The sequence below is a fragment of the Streptomyces sp. NPDC050485 genome (genome assembly GCF_044458185.1).
Classification (GTDB): domain Bacteria; phylum Actinomycetota; class Actinomycetes; order Streptomycetales; family Streptomycetaceae; genus Streptomyces.
Genome location: NZ_JBITHR010000001.1, coordinates 772,536 through 793,045, shown reverse-complemented (window position 1 = coordinate 793,045; position 20,510 = coordinate 772,536). Strand labels below are relative to the sequence as shown.

General features: G+C 70.3%; 14 protein-coding genes. 10 read left to right on the top strand and 4 right to left on the bottom strand.

The genetic code is table 11. From position 1 onward, the window contains the following. Positions 1-4 precede the first annotated feature (4 nt). From mtrA to ACIBK6_RS03625, 6 genes are all read left to right on the top strand, one after another. Entirely contained in the window at positions 5-694 is a 690-nt protein-coding gene (mtrA, locus tag ACIBK6_RS03650) for a two-component system response regulator MtrA (protein WP_189389435.1), read from the top strand. Position 695: 1 nt separating this feature from the next. Next, positions 696-2,681 carry an MtrAB system histidine kinase MtrB gene (gene mtrB / locus ACIBK6_RS03645; RefSeq protein WP_399048395.1) on the top strand — a complete coding sequence of 662 codons (1,986 nt, stop codon included), beginning with the start codon at positions 696-698 and terminating at the stop codon, positions 2,679-2,681. Then, on the top strand, positions 2,671-4,587 hold the full coding sequence (locus ACIBK6_RS03640) for an LpqB family beta-propeller domain-containing protein (protein WP_399048393.1): 1,917 nt from the start codon (positions 2,671-2,673) through the stop codon (positions 4,585-4,587). Before mtrB ends, ACIBK6_RS03640 begins: the two co-directional genes overlap by 11 nt. Before the next feature lie 58 nt (positions 4,588-4,645). Next, a complete protein-coding gene (locus ACIBK6_RS03635; RefSeq protein WP_399048392.1) occupies positions 4,646-5,455 on the top strand; it encodes a ComF family protein in 810 nt (269 codons plus the stop codon). A 314-nt stretch (positions 5,456-5,769) separates the two neighbouring features. Further along, entirely contained in the window at positions 5,770-6,459 is a 690-nt protein-coding gene (gene hpf / locus ACIBK6_RS03630) for a ribosome hibernation-promoting factor, HPF/YfiA family (protein WP_399048390.1), read from the top strand. Positions 6,460-6,709: 250 nt separating this feature from the next. Further along, positions 6,710-7,468: a response regulator gene (locus ACIBK6_RS03625; protein ID WP_399048388.1), complete on the top strand. Its 759-nt coding sequence runs from the start codon at positions 6,710-6,712 to the stop codon at positions 7,466-7,468. On the opposite strand, the gene ACIBK6_RS03620 is transcribed toward ACIBK6_RS03625, so the two are convergent. Together ACIBK6_RS03620 and ACIBK6_RS03615 are read right to left on the bottom strand one after the other, a co-directional pair. Further along, complete coding sequence (locus ACIBK6_RS03620) at positions 7,461-8,627, bottom strand: winged helix-turn-helix domain-containing protein (protein WP_399048386.1); 1,167 nt, start codon at positions 8,625-8,627, stop codon at positions 7,461-7,463. The two genes, ACIBK6_RS03625 and ACIBK6_RS03620, sit on opposite strands and share 8 nt — an antisense overlap. A 46-nt stretch (positions 8,628-8,673) precedes the next feature. After that, positions 8,674-9,246, bottom strand: a complete 573-nt coding sequence (locus ACIBK6_RS03615; RefSeq protein WP_399048384.1) for a GNAT family N-acetyltransferase — start codon at positions 9,244-9,246, stop codon at positions 8,674-8,676. Positions 9,247-9,443: 197 nt separating this feature from the next. Between ACIBK6_RS03615 and secA the strand changes: the two genes are divergently transcribed. Beyond that, a complete protein-coding gene (gene secA, locus ACIBK6_RS03610; RefSeq protein WP_399048383.1) occupies positions 9,444-12,266 on the top strand; it encodes a preprotein translocase subunit SecA in 2,823 nt (940 codons plus the stop codon). A 71-nt stretch (positions 12,267-12,337) separates the two neighbouring features. On the opposite strand, the gene ACIBK6_RS03605 is transcribed toward secA, so the two are convergent. Then, on the bottom strand, positions 12,338-12,745 hold the full coding sequence (locus ACIBK6_RS03605; RefSeq protein WP_399048381.1) for an Rv3235 family protein: 408 nt from the start codon (positions 12,743-12,745) through the stop codon (positions 12,338-12,340). Between the two features lie 279 nt (positions 12,746-13,024). Here ACIBK6_RS03605 and ACIBK6_RS03600 point away from each other — a divergent pair, with 279 nt between their 5' ends. Then, positions 13,025-13,531: a DUF6912 family protein gene (locus ACIBK6_RS03600; RefSeq protein ID WP_399048380.1), complete on the top strand. Its 507-nt coding sequence runs from the start codon at positions 13,025-13,027 to the stop codon at positions 13,529-13,531. Between the two features lie 56 nt (positions 13,532-13,587). Next, on the top strand, positions 13,588-14,283 hold the full coding sequence (locus ACIBK6_RS03595; RefSeq protein WP_399048377.1) for an HAD family hydrolase: 696 nt from the start codon (positions 13,588-13,590) through the stop codon (positions 14,281-14,283). A gap of 112 nt (positions 14,284-14,395) precedes the next feature. On the opposite strand, the gene ACIBK6_RS03590 is transcribed toward ACIBK6_RS03595, so the two are convergent. Then, positions 14,396-14,962, bottom strand: coding sequence for a DJ-1/PfpI family protein (locus ACIBK6_RS03590; protein ID WP_399048375.1), 567 nt, complete (start codon positions 14,960-14,962; stop codon positions 14,396-14,398). 497 nt (positions 14,963-15,459) lie between these two features. Here ACIBK6_RS03590 and ACIBK6_RS03585 point away from each other — a divergent pair, with 497 nt between their 5' ends. After that, complete coding sequence (locus ACIBK6_RS03585) at positions 15,460-20,451, top strand: NAD-glutamate dehydrogenase (RefSeq protein WP_399048373.1); 4,992 nt, start codon at positions 15,460-15,462, stop codon at positions 20,449-20,451. Positions 20,452-20,510: the final 59 nt, after the last annotated feature.

Sequence of the window (20,510 nt, the reverse complement as noted above, 5' to 3'; positions counted from 1 at the left end):
TGGGATGATGACGTTTATGAAGGGACGCGTCCTTGTCGTCGACGACGACACCGCACTGGCCGAGATGCTCGGCATTGTGTTGCGTGGAGAAGGTTTTGAGCCGTCGTTCGTAGCGGATGGCGACAAGGCACTGGCGGCATTCCGTGACGCCAAGCCCGACCTGGTGCTGCTCGATCTCATGCTGCCCGGACGGGACGGCATCGAGGTCTGCAGGCTGATCAGGGCCGAGTCGGGTGTGCCGATCGTCATGCTCACCGCCAAGAGCGACACCGTTGACGTGGTCGTCGGTCTGGAGTCCGGAGCCGATGACTACATCGTGAAGCCGTTCAAGCCGAAGGAGCTGGTCGCCCGGATCCGGGCCCGGCTGCGGAGGTCGGAGGAGCCGGCGCCCGAGCAGCTCGCGATAGGCGATCTGGTGATCGACGTCGCCGGGCACTCGGTGAAGCGGGACGGGCAGTCGATCGCCCTGACCCCGCTCGAGTTCGACCTGCTGGTCGCGCTGGCCCGCAAGCCGTGGCAGGTGTTCACTCGTGAGGTACTCCTCGAACAGGTCTGGGGCTACCGGCACGCGGCGGACACCCGGCTGGTGAACGTACATGTCCAGCGGCTTCGTTCGAAGGTCGAGAAGGACCCCGAGCGGCCGGAGATCGTGGTGACCGTCCGCGGGGTCGGTTACAAGGCAGGACCGAGCTGAGATGACCCAAGAAGCTGGGCGCAAGACGTCCTGGGGCGGCCGGTTGCTCCAGGACGGAGCGCCCGGCGGTCCGGTGCTGCGCCTCGTCGTGCGCTGGGTGCGGCGGCCGCTGCTGCCCGCCGCGCGACTGTGGCGGCGCAACATCCAGCTGCGGGTGGTCGCGGCCACCCTGCTGATGTCGCTGGGTGTGGTCGTGCTGCTCGGCTTCGTGGTCATCGGGGCGGTGCGCAACGGCCTGCTCGAAACCAAGGAGAAGGCCGCCGTGAGCCAGTCCGCGGGCGGTTTCTCGGTGGCGAAGGACAAGGCCGGCACGCCCGTCTCGTCCGGCGACGACGCCACCGCGGGTGGTCGCGGCTCCGGCTCCTCGGTGAGCTGGCGCAACGACCTGGTGACCCAGCTCGCGAGCAGCGGCCAGGGCGCCTTCTACGTCGTCGCCCTGGGGTCGGCCTCGGCGGACTCGGACTCCGCGTCCAGCAACCGGGGGCCGCGTGCCTCCGGCTATGTGGACCCCCTCGCGAGTGTTCCGCAGAACCTGCGCGACAGCGTCGACGAGGGGACCGGCGCGTTCAAGACGTACACCTCAATCAAGTTCACCGACGGCCAGGACGCCGAGCCCGGTCTGGTGGTGGGCACCCGCCTCAAAGACGTCGACGGGCAGTCCTACCAGCTCTACTACCTCTTCCCGCTGGTGCAGGAGGAGAAGTCGCTCACCCTCGTCAAGACGACGCTGGCGACCGCCGGGCTCTTCGTCGTGGTGCTGCTCGGGGCGATCGCCTGGCTCGTGGTGCGGCAGGTGGTGACGCCGGTCCGGATGGCGGCCGGGGTCGCCGAGCGGCTCTCCACGGGCGTGCTCAGAGAGCGCATGAAGGTCACCGGCGAGGACGACATCGCCCGGCTCGGTGAGGCCTTCAACAAGATGGCGCAGAACCTCCAGGGCAAGATCAACCAGCTGGAGGAGCTGTCGCGGATGCAGCGGCGGTTCGTCTCCGACGTCTCGCACGAGCTGCGCACACCGTTGACGACCGTACGGATGGCAGCCGATGTCATCCATGAGGCGCGGGTCGACTTCGACCCGGTGACGGCGCGCTCGGCCGAGCTCCTGGCCGGACAGCTGGACCGTTTCGAGTCGCTGCTCGCCGACCTTCTGGAAATCAGCCGCTTCGACGCGGGTGCGGCGGCCCTCGAGGCCGAGCCGATAGACCTGCGGGAGGTCGTGCGCCGGGTGATCGAGGGCGCCGAGCCGCTGGCCGAGCGCAAGGGAACCCGGATACGGGTCGTCGGCGACGAACAGCCGGTGGTCGCCGAGGCCGACGCCCGCCGCGTGGAGCGGGTGCTGCGCAACCTGGTCGTCAACGCCGTCGAGCACGGCGAGGGCCGAGACGTGGTGGTGCGGCTCGCGGCGGCCGGCGGGGCCGTGGCGGTCGCGGTGCGCGACTACGGCGTGGGGCTCAAGCCCGGCGAGGCGACCCGGGTGTTCAACCGGTTCTGGCGGGCCGATCCGGCGCGCGCCCGTACCACCGGTGGTACGGGGCTCGGCCTCTCCATCGCCGTCGAGGACGCGCGGCTGCACGCGGGCTGGCTGCAGGCCTGGGGCGAGCCGGGCGGCGGTTCGCAGTTCCGGCTGACCCTGCCGCGTACCGCCGACGAACCGTTGCGCGGATCGCCGATACCGCTGGAGCCGGAGGACTCGCGGGCGGCCCGCGAGCGCGCCAGGGCGGAGGCCGCGTCCGGGCAGGCGCAGGGCAACCGGCTCTCGACTGTGCCGATACCGCGGCTGGACCGTTCGGCGCTGCCCGTGCCGCCCACCGCCCCGGCGCGTCCGCGGACTTCGGGCCCCGCGGCGAGCCCGGCCGGGCTGCCCGGAGGCGGCGGGGGCCGGGTGGTGGCCCGGCTCGGCGACGGGGAGCCGTCCGCACGGCCCGCCGAGGAGCGTCCGGAGCAGCTCAGTGAAGCGACTGACCAGGAAGGATCGGCCCGTGGGCGCTGAGCGGGGGAGGGGCCCGGGCAAGCCGCTGCGGGTGGCGGTCGTGCTGGGCAGCGGGGCGGTGCTCGTCTCGGGCTGTGCGTCCATGCCGAGCAGCGGCGATGTGCACGGCGTCTCGGCGTCCCAGCGGGCCGATTCGCAGGTGCAGGTGTACGCCGTGCCGCCGCGGCCCGGGGCCGGTCCCAATGAGATCGTCTCGGGCTTCCTGGAGGCGATGACCAGCGACGATCCGCAGTTCGCGATGGCCCGCCAGTATCTGACCGCGAAGGCGGCGCGGGACTGGCAGCCGAGCCAGGTCACGGTCCTCGCCGACGGCCCGGACCCGCAGCCCAACCGGTCCGGCGACCGGGGCGCGGACTCGAACGGCTTCACCTTCACGGTGTCCGGCAAGCCCGTCGCCGTCGTCGACCAGCAGCACGCCTACCAGCCGGCCAAGCAGCAGGACACCTACAGCCAGACGATCCACCTGGTGCGGCAGAGCGGCCAGGACGGGACGGGCAAGGAGTGGCGCATCGACGCGCTGCCGGAGGGGCTGCTGCTCGGCCAGTCCGACTTCCAGCGCGTCTACCGCTCCGTCAACACCTACTACTTCGCCGCGGGGCAGGACCGGCTGGTCGCCGACCCGGTGTACGTACGCCAGCGCAACGACCCCGAGACGCAGATGAACCTGATCACGCAGACGGTGCGGTCGGTCCTGAACGGTCCGACCAACTGGCTGAAACCGGTGGTCACTTCGAAGTTTCCGTCCGGCACGCAACTGAAGAGCGACACCAAGTCGCTCGCCCTGGACGACCGCAACGCGCTGAAGGTGCCGCTGAACGAGCGGGCCTCGAACGCCGGTGAGGCGCAGTGCAAGCGGATGGCGGCCCAACTCCTGTTCACCCTGCGGGATCTGACGACCACTCGGATCGGCCAGGTGGAGCTCGACCGGGCCAACGGCTCCCAGTTGTGTGTGCTCAGCGGCGACCAGGCCGAGACGTACGCGCCGGACCGCATGTCGACCAGTCCCGGCCAGTACTTCGTGGACGCGAGCGGTCATATGGAGCGCATGCGGGCCGACGCCGCGAGCTCGGACAGCTCCGGCGGCAGCAGCGACGGGTCGGGCAGTGCGGACAGCTCGGACGCGGCGGTGGTGACGGAACCGGTGCAGGGCCCGTTCGGCAAGGGCGAGCAGCAGGTGCGTACGGTCGCGGTCTCGCGGGACGAGAAGCGGGCGGCCGGGGTGTCGGCGGACGGCAAGTCCCTGTTCGTGGCCCCGCTCGCGGCCGGCGCCGAGCTCGTGAGGACGCCGGTGACCAGCGACGACAGGGACGCGAAGAACGGCGGCCTCTCGGCGCCGAGCTGGGACGGGCGCGGCGACCTGTGGGCGGCCGACCGCAATCCGGCCAAGCCGAGGCTGCTGCGCCTCGCACAGGGCACGGGGGAGCCCGAGACGGTCGATGTCGCCGGTCTCAACGGTGCGCGCATCGAGCAGGTGCGGATGTCGGCGGACGGCGTACGGGTCGCGCTGCTGGTGTCCGAGGGCGGCCGTACGACGCTGCGGATCGGCCGGGTCGAGCGGACCGGCGACGGCGACAAGAGCGTGGTCTCGGTGGTCGAAATGCGCGCCGGGGCCCCGCAGATGGAGGACGTGACCGCCGTGTCCTGGGCCGGGCGCAGCCGCCTGGTGGTGGTCGGCAAGGAGTTCGGCGGTGTCTCCCAGCAGCTGCGCTATGTGCAGACGGACGGCTCGACCTCGGCGTCCGGCACGCTGCCGAGCGTCAACAAGGTGACGGACGTCGCTGCCACGGACGACGAGCGGATGCCGCTGGTGGCGCATTCGCAGGAGGATGGCATCGTCCGGCTGCCGCCGGGCGCGAACTGGAAGACGGCCGTCAAGAAGGGCTCGGCGCCCGCCTATCCGGGGTAGCCGGGCCGGTTTTCCACAGGGGTGGCCGGGGCCCGCGCGTACGGGCACAGTGGATGCCATGCGGGGGTGGTGGCGGGAGTTCTCCGGCCTTGTGCTGCCGACCGCGTGCGGCGGCTGCGGCAGGCCGCGCACGGCGCTGTGCGAGCGGTGCCGGGCGGCGCTGCTCGGTGCGCCCGCGTGCCGGGTGCGGCCGGCGCCGGAGCCTGCCGGGCTGCCCACGGTGTACGCGGCGGCGCCGTACGAGGACGCCGTGCGGGCGATGCTGCTCGACCACAAGGAGCGGGGCGCCCTCGGCCTGGCCGGGGTGCTCGGGCGGGCGCTGGCGGGCGCGGTGCGGGCCGCCGCCGGTCCCTGCCGGCAGGGACCGTTGCTGCTGGTCCCGGTGCCTTCGTCGCGGCGCGCGGTGCGGGCCCGCGGACACGACGCGGCCCGCCGGATGGCGCTGGCAGCGGCCGGGGAACTGCGTCGGACGGGTAGGGATGCCCGGGTGGCCGCGGTCCTGCGGCAGCGGCGTGCGGTGGTGGACCAGGCGGGGCTGAGCGCCCCGCAGCGGCTCGCGAATCTGTCCGGGGCGCTGGTGGTCGCAGGCGGTGGCGCGCGGCTGCTGACGGGCGGCCGGGTGGTGCTGGTGGACGATCTGATGACGACGGGTGCGTCGCTGGTGGAAGCGGCACGGGCGATCCGCGCCGCGGAGGCGCACGGGCACGGAGATGGATGCCCTGGGCAGGGAATTCCGGGATTTCCCCACACGGGGGCATCGCCGTACCGGCCGGGGGTAGGCGCGGTCCCGCGGGATGCCGGTGTTCTGCGCACGGTGGCCGCGGTTGTCGCGGCCACTCCGGAATCCTTCCCAATAAACCGGAACTGACGGTGAACTTGCATCGTTGCAGGTAGCGAGAGGGCAGAAACACCTGAGTGGAGGTACGTGCGAGTAGCGGGTGCCGAGACCGGGCCGGGCGAGCTATGTTCGGTTGTGAGGAATGGCGAAAGACCGTTCACTTAATGCACGGCTGAGCTTCGGCGCGTTTTCACTTACCCCCGACTTGTTGGGGTGGGGATCTTCTCGACGGGGGAGGAGGAGGTGATACGTCACCGAGTCCGAGGCCCCGGCACTCACCGGGGTCTGGTGCAAAAGGGAGCAGCTCCGCACTGAGGCGGAGCGATCCGGGAACGGAGTTCTGCGTGGACATCGTCGTCAAGGGCCGCAAGACCGAGGTGCCCGAGCGGTTCCGCAAGCACGTGGCCGAGAAGCTGAAGCTGGAGAAGATCCAGAAGCTCGACGGCAAGGTAATCAGCCTCGACGTCGAGGTGTCCAAGGAACACAACCCGCGGCAGGCGGACCGCTCGGACCGGGTGGAGATCACCCTCCACTCGCGCGGCCCCGTGATCCGCGCGGAAGCGGCGGCAGCAGACCCGTACGCGGCGCTCGACCTGGCGACCGGCAAGCTGGAGGCGCGGCTGCGCAAGCAGCACGACAAGCGCTTCACGCGCCGGGGCAACGGCCGGCTCTCGGCCGCCGAGGTCGCCGATGTCGTACCGGGTGTGGCGCAGTTGAACGGAAGCGGCGAGCCTGTGGACGGTCCGAAGGAAGAGCGCATTCCCACCACCAGGATCGGCTCGCTCGAGGTACAGGGCGAAGGACCACTGGTGGTTCGCGAGAAGACGCATGTCGCAGCCCCGATGACGCTCGACCAGGCGCTCTACGAGATGGAGCTGGTCGGGCACGACTTCTACCTGTTCGTCGACTCGGAGACGAAGCACCCCAGTGTCGTCTACCGGCGGCACGCCTACGACTACGGCGTCATCCACCTGGAGACCGACCCGCTCGCCGGTGAGGACGCGAGCGGTGCGGGCGGTGCCCTGGGCGGCTGACCCCGGCCGGGAAGGGACCACGGGCAACCGTCGGCCGGCGCGCTGAACGCATGCGGACCACGCGCCGTACCACCGGGTGAAAGTGCCCCTGGAGCGCTTGTGCGCCCCCAGGGGCATCACCGTGCGACCACTGGATCACCGTTCTGCAGGCCGGGCATGAAATCATGGCGTCGCACGCCAACCGCTGCTCCCTGGAGCGTGGTTGGTGCCGCGACACCAACTCGGGCCACGGCCTTCAGGGGGAGGAACGATGGCGGACAGCTTCGGGCCGGTGCACGACGGTTCATATACCGAAAGCCCGAACGGTGGGGACAGAGAGACCGGGACGGACGCGGGGGCGTCCCGCAAGGAGCCGATCCGGGTCCTGGTGGTGGACGACCACGCCCTCTTCCGCCGGGGGCTGGAGATCGTGCTGGCGGCCGAGGAGGACATCCAGGTCGTCGGCGAGGCCGGGGACGGGGCGGAGGCCGTGGACAAGGCGGCTGACCTGCTGCCGGACATCGTGCTGATGGACGTGCGGATGCCCCGGCGCGGCGGCATCGAGGCCTGCACCTCCATCAAGGAGGTGGCCCCCAGCGCAAAGATCATCATGCTGACGATCAGCGACGAGGAGGCCGACCTCTACGACGCGATCAAGGCGGGGGCGACGGGCTATCTCCTCAAGGAGATCTCCACCGACGAGGTGGCCACCGCCATCCGGGCGGTGGCCGACGGGCAGTCGCAGATCAGCCCCTCGATGGCCTCCAAGCTGCTCACCGAGTTCAAGTCGATGATCCAGCGCACCGACGAGCGGCGCCTGGTGCCCGCGCCCCGGCTCACCGACCGCGAGCTGGAGGTTCTCAAACTGGTCGCCACGGGGATGAACAACCGCGACATCGCGAAGGAGTTGTTCATCTCCGAGAACACCGTCAAGAACCATGTGCGCAACATCCTGGAGAAGCTGCAGCTGCACTCCAGGATGGAGGCGGTGGTCTACGCGATGCGCGAGAAGATCCTCGAGATCAGATAGCCAGCGCCGAGGTCAGCGCCGCCGCCTGCTGTGGGGTCCCGGCCCGTTCGATCCGTACGGAGTCGCAGCCCACCCACTCGGCGGCTTCCAACAGGGCCTGGGCCATGGGCCGGACGGCCTTGTCCGATGCCAGGGAGACCTGCTTGGCGACCAGGGTGCGCCCCTCGCGCGCGGGGTCGACCCGGCCGATCAGCCGGCCGCCCGAGAGCAGCGGCATCGCGAAGTAGCCATGGATGCGCTTGGGCTTGGGGACGTACGCCTCCAGTCGGTGGGTGAAGCCGAAGATGCGCTCGGTGCGGGCGCGCTCCCAGATCAGCGAGTCGAAGGGTGAGAGCAGCGTGGTGCGGTGGCGGCCGCGCGGCTCGGTGGCCAGCGCCTGCGGATCCGCCCAGGCGGGCTTGGACCAGCCCTGCACGGTGACCGGCACCAGACCCGAATCGGCGACCACCGCGTCGAACTGCTCGCCCTTGAGGCGGTGGTAGTCGGCGATGTCCGCGCGGGTGCCGACCCCCAGCGACTGCCCGGCCAGCCGCACCAGGCGGCGCAGGCACTCCGTATCGTCCAGGTCGTCGTGCAGCAGCGCGTCCGGAACGGCCCGCTCGGCCAGGTCGTACACGCGCTTCCAGCCGCGCCGCTCGGTGCACACCACCTCTCCGTACATCAGCGCCCGCTCGACGGCCACCTTCGACTCCGACCAGTCCCACCACTCGCCCTTGTTCTTGGCGCCGCCCAAGTCCGTCGCGGTGAGGGGGCCTTCGGCGCGCAGCTGCTTGATCACCTGCTCGTAGGCGCCGTCGGGTAGGTGGTGGTTCCAGTGCGGCCGGGAGCGGTAGGCGCGGCGGCGGAAGGCGAAGTGCGGCCACTCCTCGACGGGCAGCAGGCAGGCCGCGTGCGACCAATACTCGAAGGAGTGGCTGTCGCTCCAGTAGGCGTTCTCGACCGCCTTGCGGCCGACGGCGCCGAGGCGGGCGTACGGGATCAGCTCGTGCGAGCGGGCGAGCACGGAGATGGTGTCGAGCTGGACCGTGCCCAGGTGGCGCAGGACTCCGCGCACGCCGCCCCGGCGGTCGGGCGCGCCGAGGAAGCCCTGGGCCCGTAGGGCTATCCGGCGGGCCTCGTCGGCGGACAGTTCGGCGGCGGGAGGCGGCAGGCTCGTCATCCTCCGCACGATAGTGGTCGCCACTGACAACGCACCGGGGCGGAGATCAACTCTGTGCGGGCAGGTGCGGAAGCACGCCCGGCAGGCCCAGGTCGGACGGGAGCAGGGCGCCGATCCAGCTGTCCGTGCGGGTGCCCCGGTGCACGGCCGCCGAGCGCAGCGTGCCCTCCATGACGAAGCCGGCCCTGAGGGCGACCGCGCGGGAGGCCTCGTTGCCGACTTCCGCGCGCCATTCCAGGCGGTCGACGGCGGCCCGCTCGAAGGCCCAGCGGGCGACGGCGGAGGCCGCCTCCGTCATATAGCCGCGGCCGCGGTGCTCCTTCACCGCCCAGAAGCCGAGCTCCGCGAGGCCCGGTCCGCGCCGCGTCACGCCGATCATGGCGACCAGGGTCGTGCCGTCCGCAGTAAGTACTGCGAAGGTGTAGTCGGTGTCGTTGCGCCAGCCGTCCGGGCCGAAGTTCGTGGTGAAGCTCTCCGCGTGCTCGCGCAGGTACGGGGAGGGGACGGTGGTCCACCGCTGGATGTCGGGGTCCTGACAGGCCGCGTAGGCGGCCTCCGCGTTCTCGGGGCCGACGGGGCGCAGCAGCAGGCGTGCGGTGGTGAGGGTGACAGGCTCCATCGGTCGATTCTCCGTGCGGGCGGCCCGGGGAGCCAACACATTTCGCCACCCGACCGGCACCTTCGGCGGGTCCTGTCCGTTGTCGTAACGGCAGACCTCCCGGCGCGGCCGGGTCCTCGCATACGATGACCGTTGCTGTACCCACACCCATAGCCACTCGACCGCGCCAGGCCCGATCGGCAAGGAGACCAACCCCCGTGTCCGTCCTCTCAAAGCTCATGCGTGCAGGCGAAGGCAAGATCCTGCGCAAGCTGCACCGCATCGCGGACCAGGTCAACTCCATCGAAGAGGACTTCGTCAACCTCTCCGACGCCGAGCTGCGTGCCCTCACCGACGAGTACAAGGAGCGGTACGCGGACGGCGAGAGCCTGGACGACCTGCTTCCCGAAGCCTTCGCGACCGTGCGCGAGGCGGCCAAGCGCGTCCTCGGCCAGCGTCATTACGACGTCCAGATGATGGGCGGCGCCGCCCTGCACCTCGGCTACGTCGCCGAGATGAAGACCGGTGAGGGCAAGACCCTCGTCGGCACGCTGCCGGCGTACCTGAACGCGCTGTCCGGCAAGGGCGTGCACCTGATCACGGTCAACGACTACCTGGCCGAGCGCGACTCCGAAATGATGGGCCGGGTGCACAAGTTCCTCGGTCTGGAGGTCGGCTGCATCCTGGCCAACATGTCGCCCGCCGAGCGTCGCGCACAGTACAACTGCGACATCACGTACGGCACGAACAACGAGTTCGGCTTCGATTACCTCCGCGACAACATGGCGTGGTCCCAGGACGAGCTCGTCCAGCGCGGCCACAACTTCGCCATCGTGGACGAGGTCGACTCGATCCTGGTGGACGAGGCCCGTACGCCGCTGATCATCTCCGGCCCGGCCGACCAGGCCACCAAGTGGTACGGCGACTTCGCCAAGCTGGTGACGCGCCTCACCAAGGGTGAGGCGGGCAACCCGCTGAAGGGCATCGAGGAGACCGGCGACTACGAGGTCGACGAGAAGAAGCGCACCGTCGCCATCCACGAGCCCGGCGTCGCCAAGGTCGAGGACTGGCTGGGCATCGACAACCTCTACGAGTCGGTGAACACCCCGCTCGTCGGTTACCTGAACAACGCCATCAAGGCGAAGGAACTGTTCAAGAACGACAAGGACTATGTCGTCATCGACGGCGAAGTCATGATCGTCGACGAGCACACTGGCCGTATCCTCGCCGGCCGCCGCTACAACGAGGGCATGCACCAGGCGATCGAGGCGAAGGAAGGGGTGGACATCAAGGACGAGAACCAGACGCTCGCCACGATCACCCTGCAGAACTTCTTCCGCCTCTACGGCAAGCTCTCCGGCATGACCGGTACGGCGATGACCGAGGCCGCCGAGTTCCACCAGATCTACAAGCTGGGCGTCGTGCCGATCCCGACGAACAAGCCCATGGTCCGCAAGGACCAGTCGGACCTGATCTACCGCACCGAGGTCGCCAAGTTCGACGCGGTCGTGGACGACATCGCCGAGAAGCACGAGAAGGGCCAGCCGATCCTGGTCGGCACCACCTCGGTCGAGAAGTCCGAGTACCTCTCGCAGCAGCTCTCCAAGCGCGGCATCCAGCACGAGGTGCTCAACGCCAAGCAGCACGACCGTGAGGCGATCATCGTCGCCCAGGCCGGCCGCAAGGGCGCCGTCACCGTCGCCACCAACATGGCCGGACGAGGCACCGACATCAAGCTCGGCGGCAACCCGGACGACCTCGCCGAGGCGGAGCTCCGCCAGGCGGGCCTCGACCCGGTGGAGCACGTCGAGGAGTGGGCCGCGGCGCTGCCCGCCGCCCTGGAGAAGGCCGAAGAGGCCGTCAAGGCCGAGTTCGAAGAGGTCAAGGACCTCGGCGGCCTCTACGTCCTCGGCACCGAGCGGCACGAGTCGCGGCGTATCGACAACCAGCTGCGCGGCCGCTCGGGCCGTCAGGGCGACCCGGGCGAGTCCCGGTTCTACCTGTCGCTCGGCGACGACCTGATGCGCCTGTTCAAGGCCCAGATGGTCGAGCGCGTCATGTCGATGGCCAACGTTCCGGACGATGTGCCGATCGAGAACAAGATGGTGACGCGCGCGATCGCCTCGGCCCAGTCGCAGGTCGAGCAGCAGAACTTCGAGACCCGCAAGAACGTCCTGAAGTACGACGAGGTGCTCAACCGCCAGCGCGAGGTCATCTACGGCGAGCGCCGCCGCGTCCTGGAGGGCGAGGACCTGCACGAGCAGGTGAAGCACTTCATGGACGACACCATCGACGCCTACATCCAGGCCGAGACCGTCGAGGGCTTCGCCGAGGAGTGGGACCTGGACCGGCTGTGGGGCGCGTTCAAGCAGCTCTACCCGTTGAAGGTCACCGTGGAGGAGCTGGAGGACGCGGCGGGTGACCGGGCGGGCATCACCGCCGAGTTCATCGCCGAGTCCGTCAAGGACGACATCTACGAGCAGTACGCCTCCCGCGAGGAGCAGCTCGGCTCGGACATCATGCGCGAGCTGGAGCGCCGTGTGGTGCTCTCGGTCCTGGACCGCAAGTGGCGCGAGCACCTCTACGAGATGGACTACCTCCAGGAGGGCATCGGCCTGCGGGCCATGGCGCAGAAGGACCCGCTGGTCGAGTACCAGCGGGAGGGCTTCGACATGTTCAACGCCATGATGGACGGCATCAAGGAGGAGTCGGTCGGCTACCTGTTCAACCTGGAGGTCCAGGTCGAGCAGCAGGTCGAGGAGGTCCCGGTCGAGGACTCCGCGCCCGCCGAGGTGACCTCGCTCAGCAAGGAAGACGCCATTCCGGCCGCACGTCCCGAGATCCGGGCGAAGGGTCTGGACGCCCCGCAGCGCCCGGACCGGCTGCACTTCTCGGCGCCGACGGTGGACGGCGAGGGCGGCGTGGTCGAGGGCGACTTCGACAACGGTGACGAGCCGGCCCGCTCGGAGGCGGACGGCATGACGCGTGCCGAGCGCCGCAAGGCCCAGAAGAGCACGGGCGGGCGCCGCCGCAAGAAGTAAGCCGCCGCAGGAAGTAACAGCGGCTGTACGTCGTCGTGGGGCCCGGCACGGGAAGGTGCCGGGCCCCTCGGCTATGCCGGGACGCGCTCGCCGCCGAGCTCGACGGCCGCACAGCGCCAGCGCAGATCGGCGCCCTGCTCCAGGCGGAAGGCCATGGCGCGCACCTGCTCGCCCGCCGCGATGCAGGCGGCCGCTTCCACGATCCCGCGGTCCAGCGGTGCCGCCCGGCAGGACCGTACGACGGGACGGGTGCCGCGGGTGCGGAATGGGGTGCGCGGGGCGAGGCGTACCAGTTGCTCGTACGCGTCTCCCACGGTCAGGCCCAGCATCCAGTGCACCGGGCGTTCGCCGCTGAGTACCGCGAGCAGTTTCTGCGCGAACAGGTCGTGCGGGGTCAGGCGCTGCGGCCGCCGGATTCCGGTGCTGCCGGGCCTGCGCTGGTCGCCGCGTCCCGCCGGCCCGGTCGTGGTCCTGCTCATGGCTGCCGCCCCCTTTGATACCGATGAGTAACTTCCGTTGGGGATCTTGTATGGGGACAGCGGGAGCGGCCGCAAGGACCGTGCCCGGTGCGGAGCAGGGGCGTACGGATTCACCTATCCGGATGAGTGGGCGCTCCGTCTTCCCAGGTGGGGGCCGATCCGGCCGGGTCCGGCGAGGGCGGGCGACCAGCGCGCACCGGCAGCTCGAAGGGGGACTCCCGCGCGTATCCTGAACCCGTCTCCCGACCGGATGAGACGACGACAAGAGAGCGGTCTGCCATGCGCGTGTACGTACCCCTGACCATCTCCGGTCTTGCGACGGCACACGGAGCGGGAGAGCTCGGCCCCGCGCCGCTCACCGCGTACGCCGTCACCCCCGGACTGCGCGAGTGGTACGTCTCCGACGACATCGAGGAGCTGGAGTACGCGGCGCTCAGCCGGGCCGCGGCAGCCTCGCTGCGGCTGCTCGCCGGCGAGCCCGGCACGGCCAGGCGCCGTGTCGTGATCGCCGCGGACGTCCCGGACGGGACCGTGAGCGCCGACCCGGACCTGGGTCTGGACGCGAGCTCGCTGGGCGAAGTGCGGATCGCATCCCCGGTGGCGCTGGCCAAGGCCGCCGCCGTGCACGTGGACGCCGAAGACGCGGTGGCCGATGTGACGGCCGCCGCAGAGGCGCTCGGCGCGGCCGACCACGGCGACGACGACGCCCAGTTCACCGTGGACGGCGCGGAAGACCACGAACTGCTGTGGTTCGGGGTGCAGGAAATCCCCAACCTGATCGCCTGACCTGCGGGTATATCGGCCTGCGGTCGGTTGTCAGTGGTGGTGGGTACCGTTTTGGCATGGGGAACGGCAGGCAGTACACGGGGAAGCGCCCGGCGCACCTGGTCTGGGACTGGAACGGCACGCTGCTCGATGACAACGCGGCGGTCATCGAGGCGACCAACGCCGCCTTCGCGGAGCTCGGCCTGGAGCCGATCACGCTGGAGCGGTACCGCGAGCTGTACTGCGTGCCGATACCCCGGTTCTACCAGCGGCTGATCGGGCGGCTGCCCACCGATGCCGAGTGGCTGGTCATGGACGCCGCCTTCCACCGGCAGTACTGGGCGCGGGCCGATGCCTGCGGGCTCACCGAGGGTGCGGCCGAGCTCCTCGCCGCGCGGCGGGCGGCCGGGCTGAGCCAGTCGCTGCTGTCCATGGCACCCCACGAGCACCTGGTGCCGATCGTGCGGCGGCACGGCATCACCGAGCACTTCATACGGGTCGACGGACGCACCGGGCCCTCGCACGGCAGCAAGGCGGAGCACATGGTGCGCCATCTGACCGCGCTGCGGGCCGCGGACGCGGACATATCCGGGGAGCGGGTCGTGATCATCGGGGACGCGGTGGACGACGCGGTGGCCGCGGCTGCGGTAGGGGCGGCGGCGGTGCTGTTCACCGGGGGTTCGCACAGCCGGGCCAGCCTCGCCGTGGCGAGGGTGCCGGTGGTCGACTCGCTCGCGGAGGCGGTGGCTGTCGCGGAGGAGCTGGTGGGCTGAGGGGGGTGGGTGCCTGCGGCGGGCTTCTTCCCCACCCCGCCCCTTCCCGCTGTGACATGGTGCGGCTCCGCCGCGTGGGGGGCTCAGCCCCCAGACCCCCGTCAGCGGGGCGTCACGTCACCGGCGCCTTCGCCCGCAGCACCGTGAGGAACTCCCTCATCCAGCCGGAGTGGTCCGGCCAGGCCCTGGATGAGACCAGCGTGCCGTCCACCACCGCCTCCGCGTCCTGGAAGGTGGCGCCGGCCGCCTGCATGTCCAGCTCAAGGGCCGGATACGCGGTGACCCGGCGCCCGGTCAGACCCCCGATCGCGGCCGTGAGCAGCGGGCCGTGGCAGATCTGGGCGACCGGCTTGTCGGTGTCGAAGAAGGCCTTGAGGATCTTCCTCAGCTCCGGGTCGTTGCGGAGGTACTCGGGGGCCCGGCCGCCCGGGATCACCAGTGCGGCGTACTGGCCGGGATCGACTTCCGTGAAGGCCAGGTCGGCGGGCCAGGTGTAGCCGGGCTTCTCCGTGTACGTGTCGAAGCCGGGCTCGAAGTCGTGGATCACGAAGCGGAGCTTCTTGCGGGCGGGGGCCGCGATGTGGACGTCGTACCCCTCCTCGCGCAGGCGCTGGTACGGGTAGAGGACCTCAAGGGACTCGGCGGCGTCGCCGGTCACGATCAGGATCTTGGCTGCCATGGCTGCACTCCCTCACCGGGGGCTGGAGGCTCGAAGGAAGTCGAGGCTCAAAGGAACTCGAGGCTCAACGTAACTGGAGGTCGATCGCACATGCGGATTCCGTACCGGTCAACGTGCCCGCGCGCCGCCGGTTTGCCAAGAGGGCTCGTTCCGGACCTCGCGTCCTGTCCAGACTGTCCAACTTCTGGCCCGAGCTTTGTACACATGAGGCTCGTGACGGTTCGGGGGTCGAGGGCGATAGCCTTGTCCCGTGATCAGCGCGATATGCCGCGGAGGCACTGATGCCTCTGCCCTGCGCCCGGCGCACTACCGTGCCCGGGCAGTCGCTGATTCCCTCCACCCGGAAGCACGGCGCGGCGCCACAAAATTGGCCGGTAAGCGCCCGGGTATCTCTCATCGCGGCATAACGTCGACACCGACCGGACACCCCGCGTCGTGGCGTTGCGCCGCTTCTTTCCCCTACGTCACGCAACGGCGCGCGACAGGAGCCAGAGGACATGCAGACCAAGCTGGACGAAGCCAAGGCCGAGCTGCTCGCACGGGCGGCCCGGGTAGCTGAGAACAGCCCGGTCGGGGGGCCCGGCGGCCTGGGGGCAGAGCCCCTTGCCGATCGGGCGGCCGCGACCGGGTCCACGAGCGGTGAGGGCCCCGACCAGGGCAGCCTGCTCGGGTACCTCCAGCGCTACTACCTGCACACCGCACCAGAGGACCTGGCCGACCGCGACCCGGTCGACGTCTTCGGTGCGGCGCTCTCCCACTACCGGCTCGCGGAGAACCGGCCGCAGGGCACCGCCAACGTCCGGGTGCACACCCCGACCGTCGAGGAGAACGGCTGGACCTGCAGCCACTCCGTGGTCGAGGTCGTCACCGACGACATGCCCTTCCTGGTCGACTCGGTCACCAACGAGCTGTCCCGGCAGAACCGCGGCATCCACGTCGTGATCCACCCGCAGGTCGTCGCCCGGCGCGACCTCACCGGCAAGCTCATCGAGGTGCTGGACACCGGCGCCGAAACCGCCGACCTGCCGCACGATGCGCTCACCGAGTCCTGGATCCACGTCGAGATCGACCGCGAGACCGACCGCGCCGACCTGAAGCAGATCACCGCCGATCTGCTCCGCATCCTGTCCGACGTACGGGAAGCCGTCGAGGACTGGGAGAAGATGCGCGACGCCGCGCTGCGCATCGCCGACGAGCTGCCCAAGGAGCCGAAGGCCGGTGACCTGCGCGAGCAGGAAGTGGACGAGGCCCGGGAGCTCCTGCGCTGGCTCTCCGCCGACCATTTCACCTTCCTCGGCTACCGCGAGTACCAGCTCACCGACGACGACTCCCTGTCCGCCGTCCCCGGCACCGGTCTCGGCATCCTGCGCTCCGACCCGCACCACGGCCAGGACGACGGGCACCCTGTCTCCCCTTCCTTCAGCCGGCTGCCCGCCGACGCCCGCGCCAAGGCCCGCGAGCACAAGCTCCTGGTGCTGACCAAGGCCAACAGCCGGGCCACCGTGCACCGGCCCTCCTACCTCGACTACGTCGGCGTGAAGAAGTTCGACGAGCAGGGCAACGTGGTCGGCGAGCGCCGCTTCCTCGGCCTGTTCTCCTCGGCCGCGTACACCGAGTCCGTCCGCCGCGTGCCGGTGGTGCGCCGCAAGGTGGACGAGGTGCTGCGGGGCGCCGGATTCTCGCCCAACAGCCACGACGGCCGCGACCTGCTCCAGATCCTGGAGACCTACCCGCGCGACGAGATCTTCCAGACCCCGGCCGACCAGCTGCGCTCCATCGTGACCTCCGTCCTGTACCTCCAGGAGCGGCGCCGGCTGCGCCTGTACCTGCGCCAGGACGAGTACGGCCGCTACTACTCGGCGCTGATCTACCTCCCGCGCGACCGCTACACCACGGGCGTACGCCTTCGCCTCATCGACATCCTCAAGGAGGAACTCGGCGGCACCAGCGTCGACTTCACCGCCTGGAACACCGAGTCGATCCTGTCCCGCCTGCACTTCGTGGTCCGCGTCCCGGCCGGTACCGAGCTCGCCGAGCTCACCGACGCCGACTCCGAGCGCATCGAGGCCCGCCTCGTCGAAGCCGCCCGCTCCTGGGCCGACGGCTTCTCCGACGCGCTGACCGCCGAGTGCGGCGAGGAGCGCGCCGCCGAGCTGCTGCGCCGCTACGGCCACGCCTTCCCCGAGGGCTACAAGGCCGACCACTCGCCGCGCGCCGCCGTCGCCGACCTCGTCCACCTGGAACAACTCACCCACGGACGCAACGACTTCGCGCTCTCCCTGTACGAGCCGGTCGGCGCGGCGCCCGGCGAGCGCCGCTTCAAGATCTACCGGATCGGCGAGCAGGTCTCGCTGTCCGCGGTGCTTCCGGTGCTCCAGCGCCTCGGCGTCGAGGTCACCGACGAGCGGCCGTACGAGCTGCGCTGCGCGGACCGCACGCACGCCTGGATCTACGACTTCGGCCTGCGCATGCCGAAGAAGTCCAACGGCAACGGCGACTACCTCGCCGACGACGCCCGCGAGCGCTTCCAGGAGGCCTTCGCCGCCACCTGGACCGGCGCCGCCGAGAACGACGGCTTCAACTCCCTGGTGCTGCGGGCCGGGCTCAACTGGCGCCAGGCGATGGTGTTGCGCGCGTACGCCAAGTACCTGCGCCAGGCCGGTTCGACCTTCAGCCAGGACTACATGGAGGACACCCTCCGCGACAACGTCCACACCACCCGGCTGCTCGTCTCGCTCTTCGAGGCGAGGCTCTCGCCGGACCGCCAGCGGGCCGGCACCGAGCTCATCGACGGGCTCCTCGAAGAGCTCGACGGGGCCCTGGACCAGGTGGCGAGCCTCGACGAGGACCGCATCCTGCGCTCCTTCCTCACCGTCATCAAGGCGACGCTGCGGACCAATTTCTTCCAGAAGACGGCCGACGGCGCTCCGCACGCGTACGTCTCGATGAAGTTCGACCCGCAGGCGATCCCCGATCTGCCCGCGCCCCGCCCGCAGTTCGAGATCTGGGTGTACTCGCCGCGCGTCGAGGGCGTCCACCTGCGCTTCGGCAAGGTCGCCCGCGGCGGTCTGCGCTGGTCCGACCGGCGCGAGGACTTCCGCACCGAGATCCTCGGCCTGGTCAAGGCGCAGATGGTGAAGAACACCGTCATCGTGCCGGTCGGCGCCAAGGGCGGCTTCGTCGCCAAGCAGCTCCCGGACCCGTCGGTGGACCGCGACGCGTGGCTCGCCGAGGGCATCGCGAGCTACAAGACGTTCATCTCGGCGCTGCTCGACATCACCGACAACCTGGTCGCGGGCGAGGTCGTCCCGCCGGCCGACGTGGTGCGCCACGACGAGGACGACACCTACCTGGTGGTCGCCGCCGACAAGGGCACCGCGACGTTCTCGGACATCGCCAACGACGTGGCGATCAGCTACAACTTCTGGCTCGGCGACGCCTTCGCCTCCGGCGGCTCCGCCGGATACGACCACAAGGGCATGGGCATCACCGCGCGCGGCGCCTGGGTGTCCGTCGAGCGGCACTTCCGCGAGCTGGGCCACGACACGCAGAGCGAGGACTTCACGGTCGTCGGCGTCGGCGACATGTCGGGCGACGTGTTCGGCAACGGCATGCTGCTCTCCGAGCACATCCGCCTCGTCGCGGCCTTCGACCACCGGCACATCTTCATCGACCCGAAGCCGGACGCGGCCGCCTCCTACGCCGAGCGCCGCCGGCTGTTCGACCTGCCGCGCTCCAGCTGGGCCGACTACAACAAGGAACTGCTCTCGGCGGGCGGCGGCATCCACCCGCGCACCGCCAAGTCGATTCCGCTGAACGCGCACGTCCGCGAGGCCCTCGGCATCGAGCCCGGCACCACCAAGCTGACCCCGGCCGACCTGATGCGGGCGATCCTGAAGGCGCCGGTCGACCTGCTGTGGAACGGCGGCATCGGTACGTATGTGAAGTCGTCCGCGGAGTCCAACGCGGACGTCGGCGACAAGGCCAACGACCCGATCCGCGTCAACGGCGAGGACCTGCGGGTAAAGGTCGTCGGCGAGGGCGGCAACCTGGGCCTGACCCAGCTCGGCCGGATCGAGTTCGACCGCAAGGGCGGCCCCGAGGGCCAGGGCGGCAGGGTCAACACCGACGCCATCGACAACAGCGCGGGCGTGGACACCTCCGACCACGAGGTGAACATCAAGATCCTGCTCAACGGCCTGGTCGCGGAGGGCGACATGACCGTCAAGCAGCGCAACAAGATCCTCGCCGCGATGACCGACGAGGTCGGGCAACTGGTGCTGCGCAACAACTACGCGCAGAACACCGCGCTCGCCAACGCGGTCGCCCAGTCGCCCTCGCTGCTCCACGCGCACCAGCGGTTCATGCGCCGCCTGGGCCGCGACGGACACCTGGACCGGGCGCTCGAGTTCCTGCCCAACGACCGCCAGATCCGTGAACTCCTCAACAGCGGGCGGGGGTTGAGCCAGCCCGAGCTCGCGGTGCTGCTCGCGTACACCAAGATCACGGTGGCCGACGAGCTGGTCCATACGGTGCTGCCGGACGACCCGTACCTCGCCAAGCTGCTGCACGCCTACTTCCCGCAGCAGCTCCGCGAGAAGTTCACCGAGGCCGTCGACGGCCACCCGCTGCGCCGCGAGATCATCACGACCGTGCTGGTCAACGACACCGTCAACATCGGCGGTTCGACCTTCCTGCACCGGCTGCGCGAGGAGACCGGGGCATCGCTCGAAGAGATCGTGCGGGCGCATGCCGCGGCCCGCGAGATCTTCGGTGTGAGCGCGGTGTGGGACGCCGTGGAGGCGCTCGACAACAAGGTCGACGCCGCGGTCCAGACCCGCATCCGGCTGCACTCGCGCCGCCTGGTCGAGCGGGGCACCCGCTGGCTGCTCAACAACCGGCCGCAGCCGCTCCAGATCGCCGAGACCATCGAAGACTTCTCGGCCGGCGTGGCGCAGGTCTGGGACGCGCTCGGGGACCGGCTCAAGGGCGCCGACCTGGAGTGGTACCAGGGCATCCTGGACGAGCTGACCGGCGTGGGTGTGCCCGAGGAGCTCGCGCGGCGGGTCGCCGGGTTCTCCTCGGCCTTCCCGGCGCTCGACATCGTGGCCATCGCGGCCCGTACCGGCAAGGAGCCGTCGCAGGTCGCCGAGGTCTACTACGACCTGGCCGACCGGCTGCGGATCACCCAGCTCCTCGACCGGATCATCGAGCTGCCACGGGCCGACCGCTGGCAGTCGATGGCCCGCGCCGCCATCCGCGAGGACCTGTTCGCGGCGCACGCCGGGCTGACCCAGGACGTGCTGTCGGTGGGCAACGGCACCACGTCGCCGGAGCAGCGCTTCAAGGCGTGGGAGGAGAAGAACGCGGCGATCCTGGGGCGGGCGCGCACCACCCTGGAGGAGATCCAGTCCTCCGACGCGTTCGATCTGGCGAACCTGTCCGTCGCGATGCGGACGATGCGGACGTTGCTGCGCACGCACAGCTAGGGGCGGGGTGCGGCGGGGTCGGGTTGGCACCCGGGGCCTTTGCTGAGGTACCGGGGGCT

What these genes read in the sequence shown, in the direction of transcription:
- ACIBK6_RS03600 (WP_399048380.1), top strand. Translation starts at nt 13,025, where the DNA reads ATGCGCGTGTACGTACCCCTGACCATCTCCGGTCTTGCGACGGCACAC.
- ACIBK6_RS03620 (WP_399048386.1), bottom strand. Translation starts at nt 8,627, where the DNA reads ATGACGAGCCTGCCGCCTCCCGCCGCCGAACTGTCCGCCGACGAGGCC.
- ACIBK6_RS03590 (WP_399048375.1), bottom strand. Translation starts at nt 14,962, where the DNA reads ATGGCAGCCAAGATCCTGATCGTGACCGGCGACGCCGCCGAGTCCCTT.
- ACIBK6_RS03595 (WP_399048377.1), top strand. Translation starts at nt 13,588, where the DNA reads ATGGGGAACGGCAGGCAGTACACGGGGAAGCGCCCGGCGCACCTGGTC.
- ACIBK6_RS03635 (WP_399048392.1), top strand. Translation starts at nt 4,646, where the DNA reads ATGCGGGGGTGGTGGCGGGAGTTCTCCGGCCTTGTGCTGCCGACCGCG.
- ACIBK6_RS03625 (WP_399048388.1), top strand. Translation starts at nt 6,710, where the DNA reads ATGGCGGACAGCTTCGGGCCGGTGCACGACGGTTCATATACCGAAAGC.
- mtrA (WP_189389435.1), top strand. Translation starts at nt 5, where the DNA reads ATGATGACGTTTATGAAGGGACGCGTCCTTGTCGTCGACGACGACACC.
- ACIBK6_RS03585 (WP_399048373.1), top strand. Translation starts at nt 15,460, where the DNA reads ATGCAGACCAAGCTGGACGAAGCCAAGGCCGAGCTGCTCGCACGGGCG.
- mtrB (WP_399048395.1), top strand. Translation starts at nt 696, where the DNA reads ATGACCCAAGAAGCTGGGCGCAAGACGTCCTGGGGCGGCCGGTTGCTC.
- ACIBK6_RS03605 (WP_399048381.1), bottom strand. Translation starts at nt 12,745, where the DNA reads ATGAGCAGGACCACGACCGGGCCGGCGGGACGCGGCGACCAGCGCAGG.
- ACIBK6_RS03615 (WP_399048384.1), bottom strand. Translation starts at nt 9,246, where the DNA reads ATGGAGCCTGTCACCCTCACCACCGCACGCCTGCTGCTGCGCCCCGTC.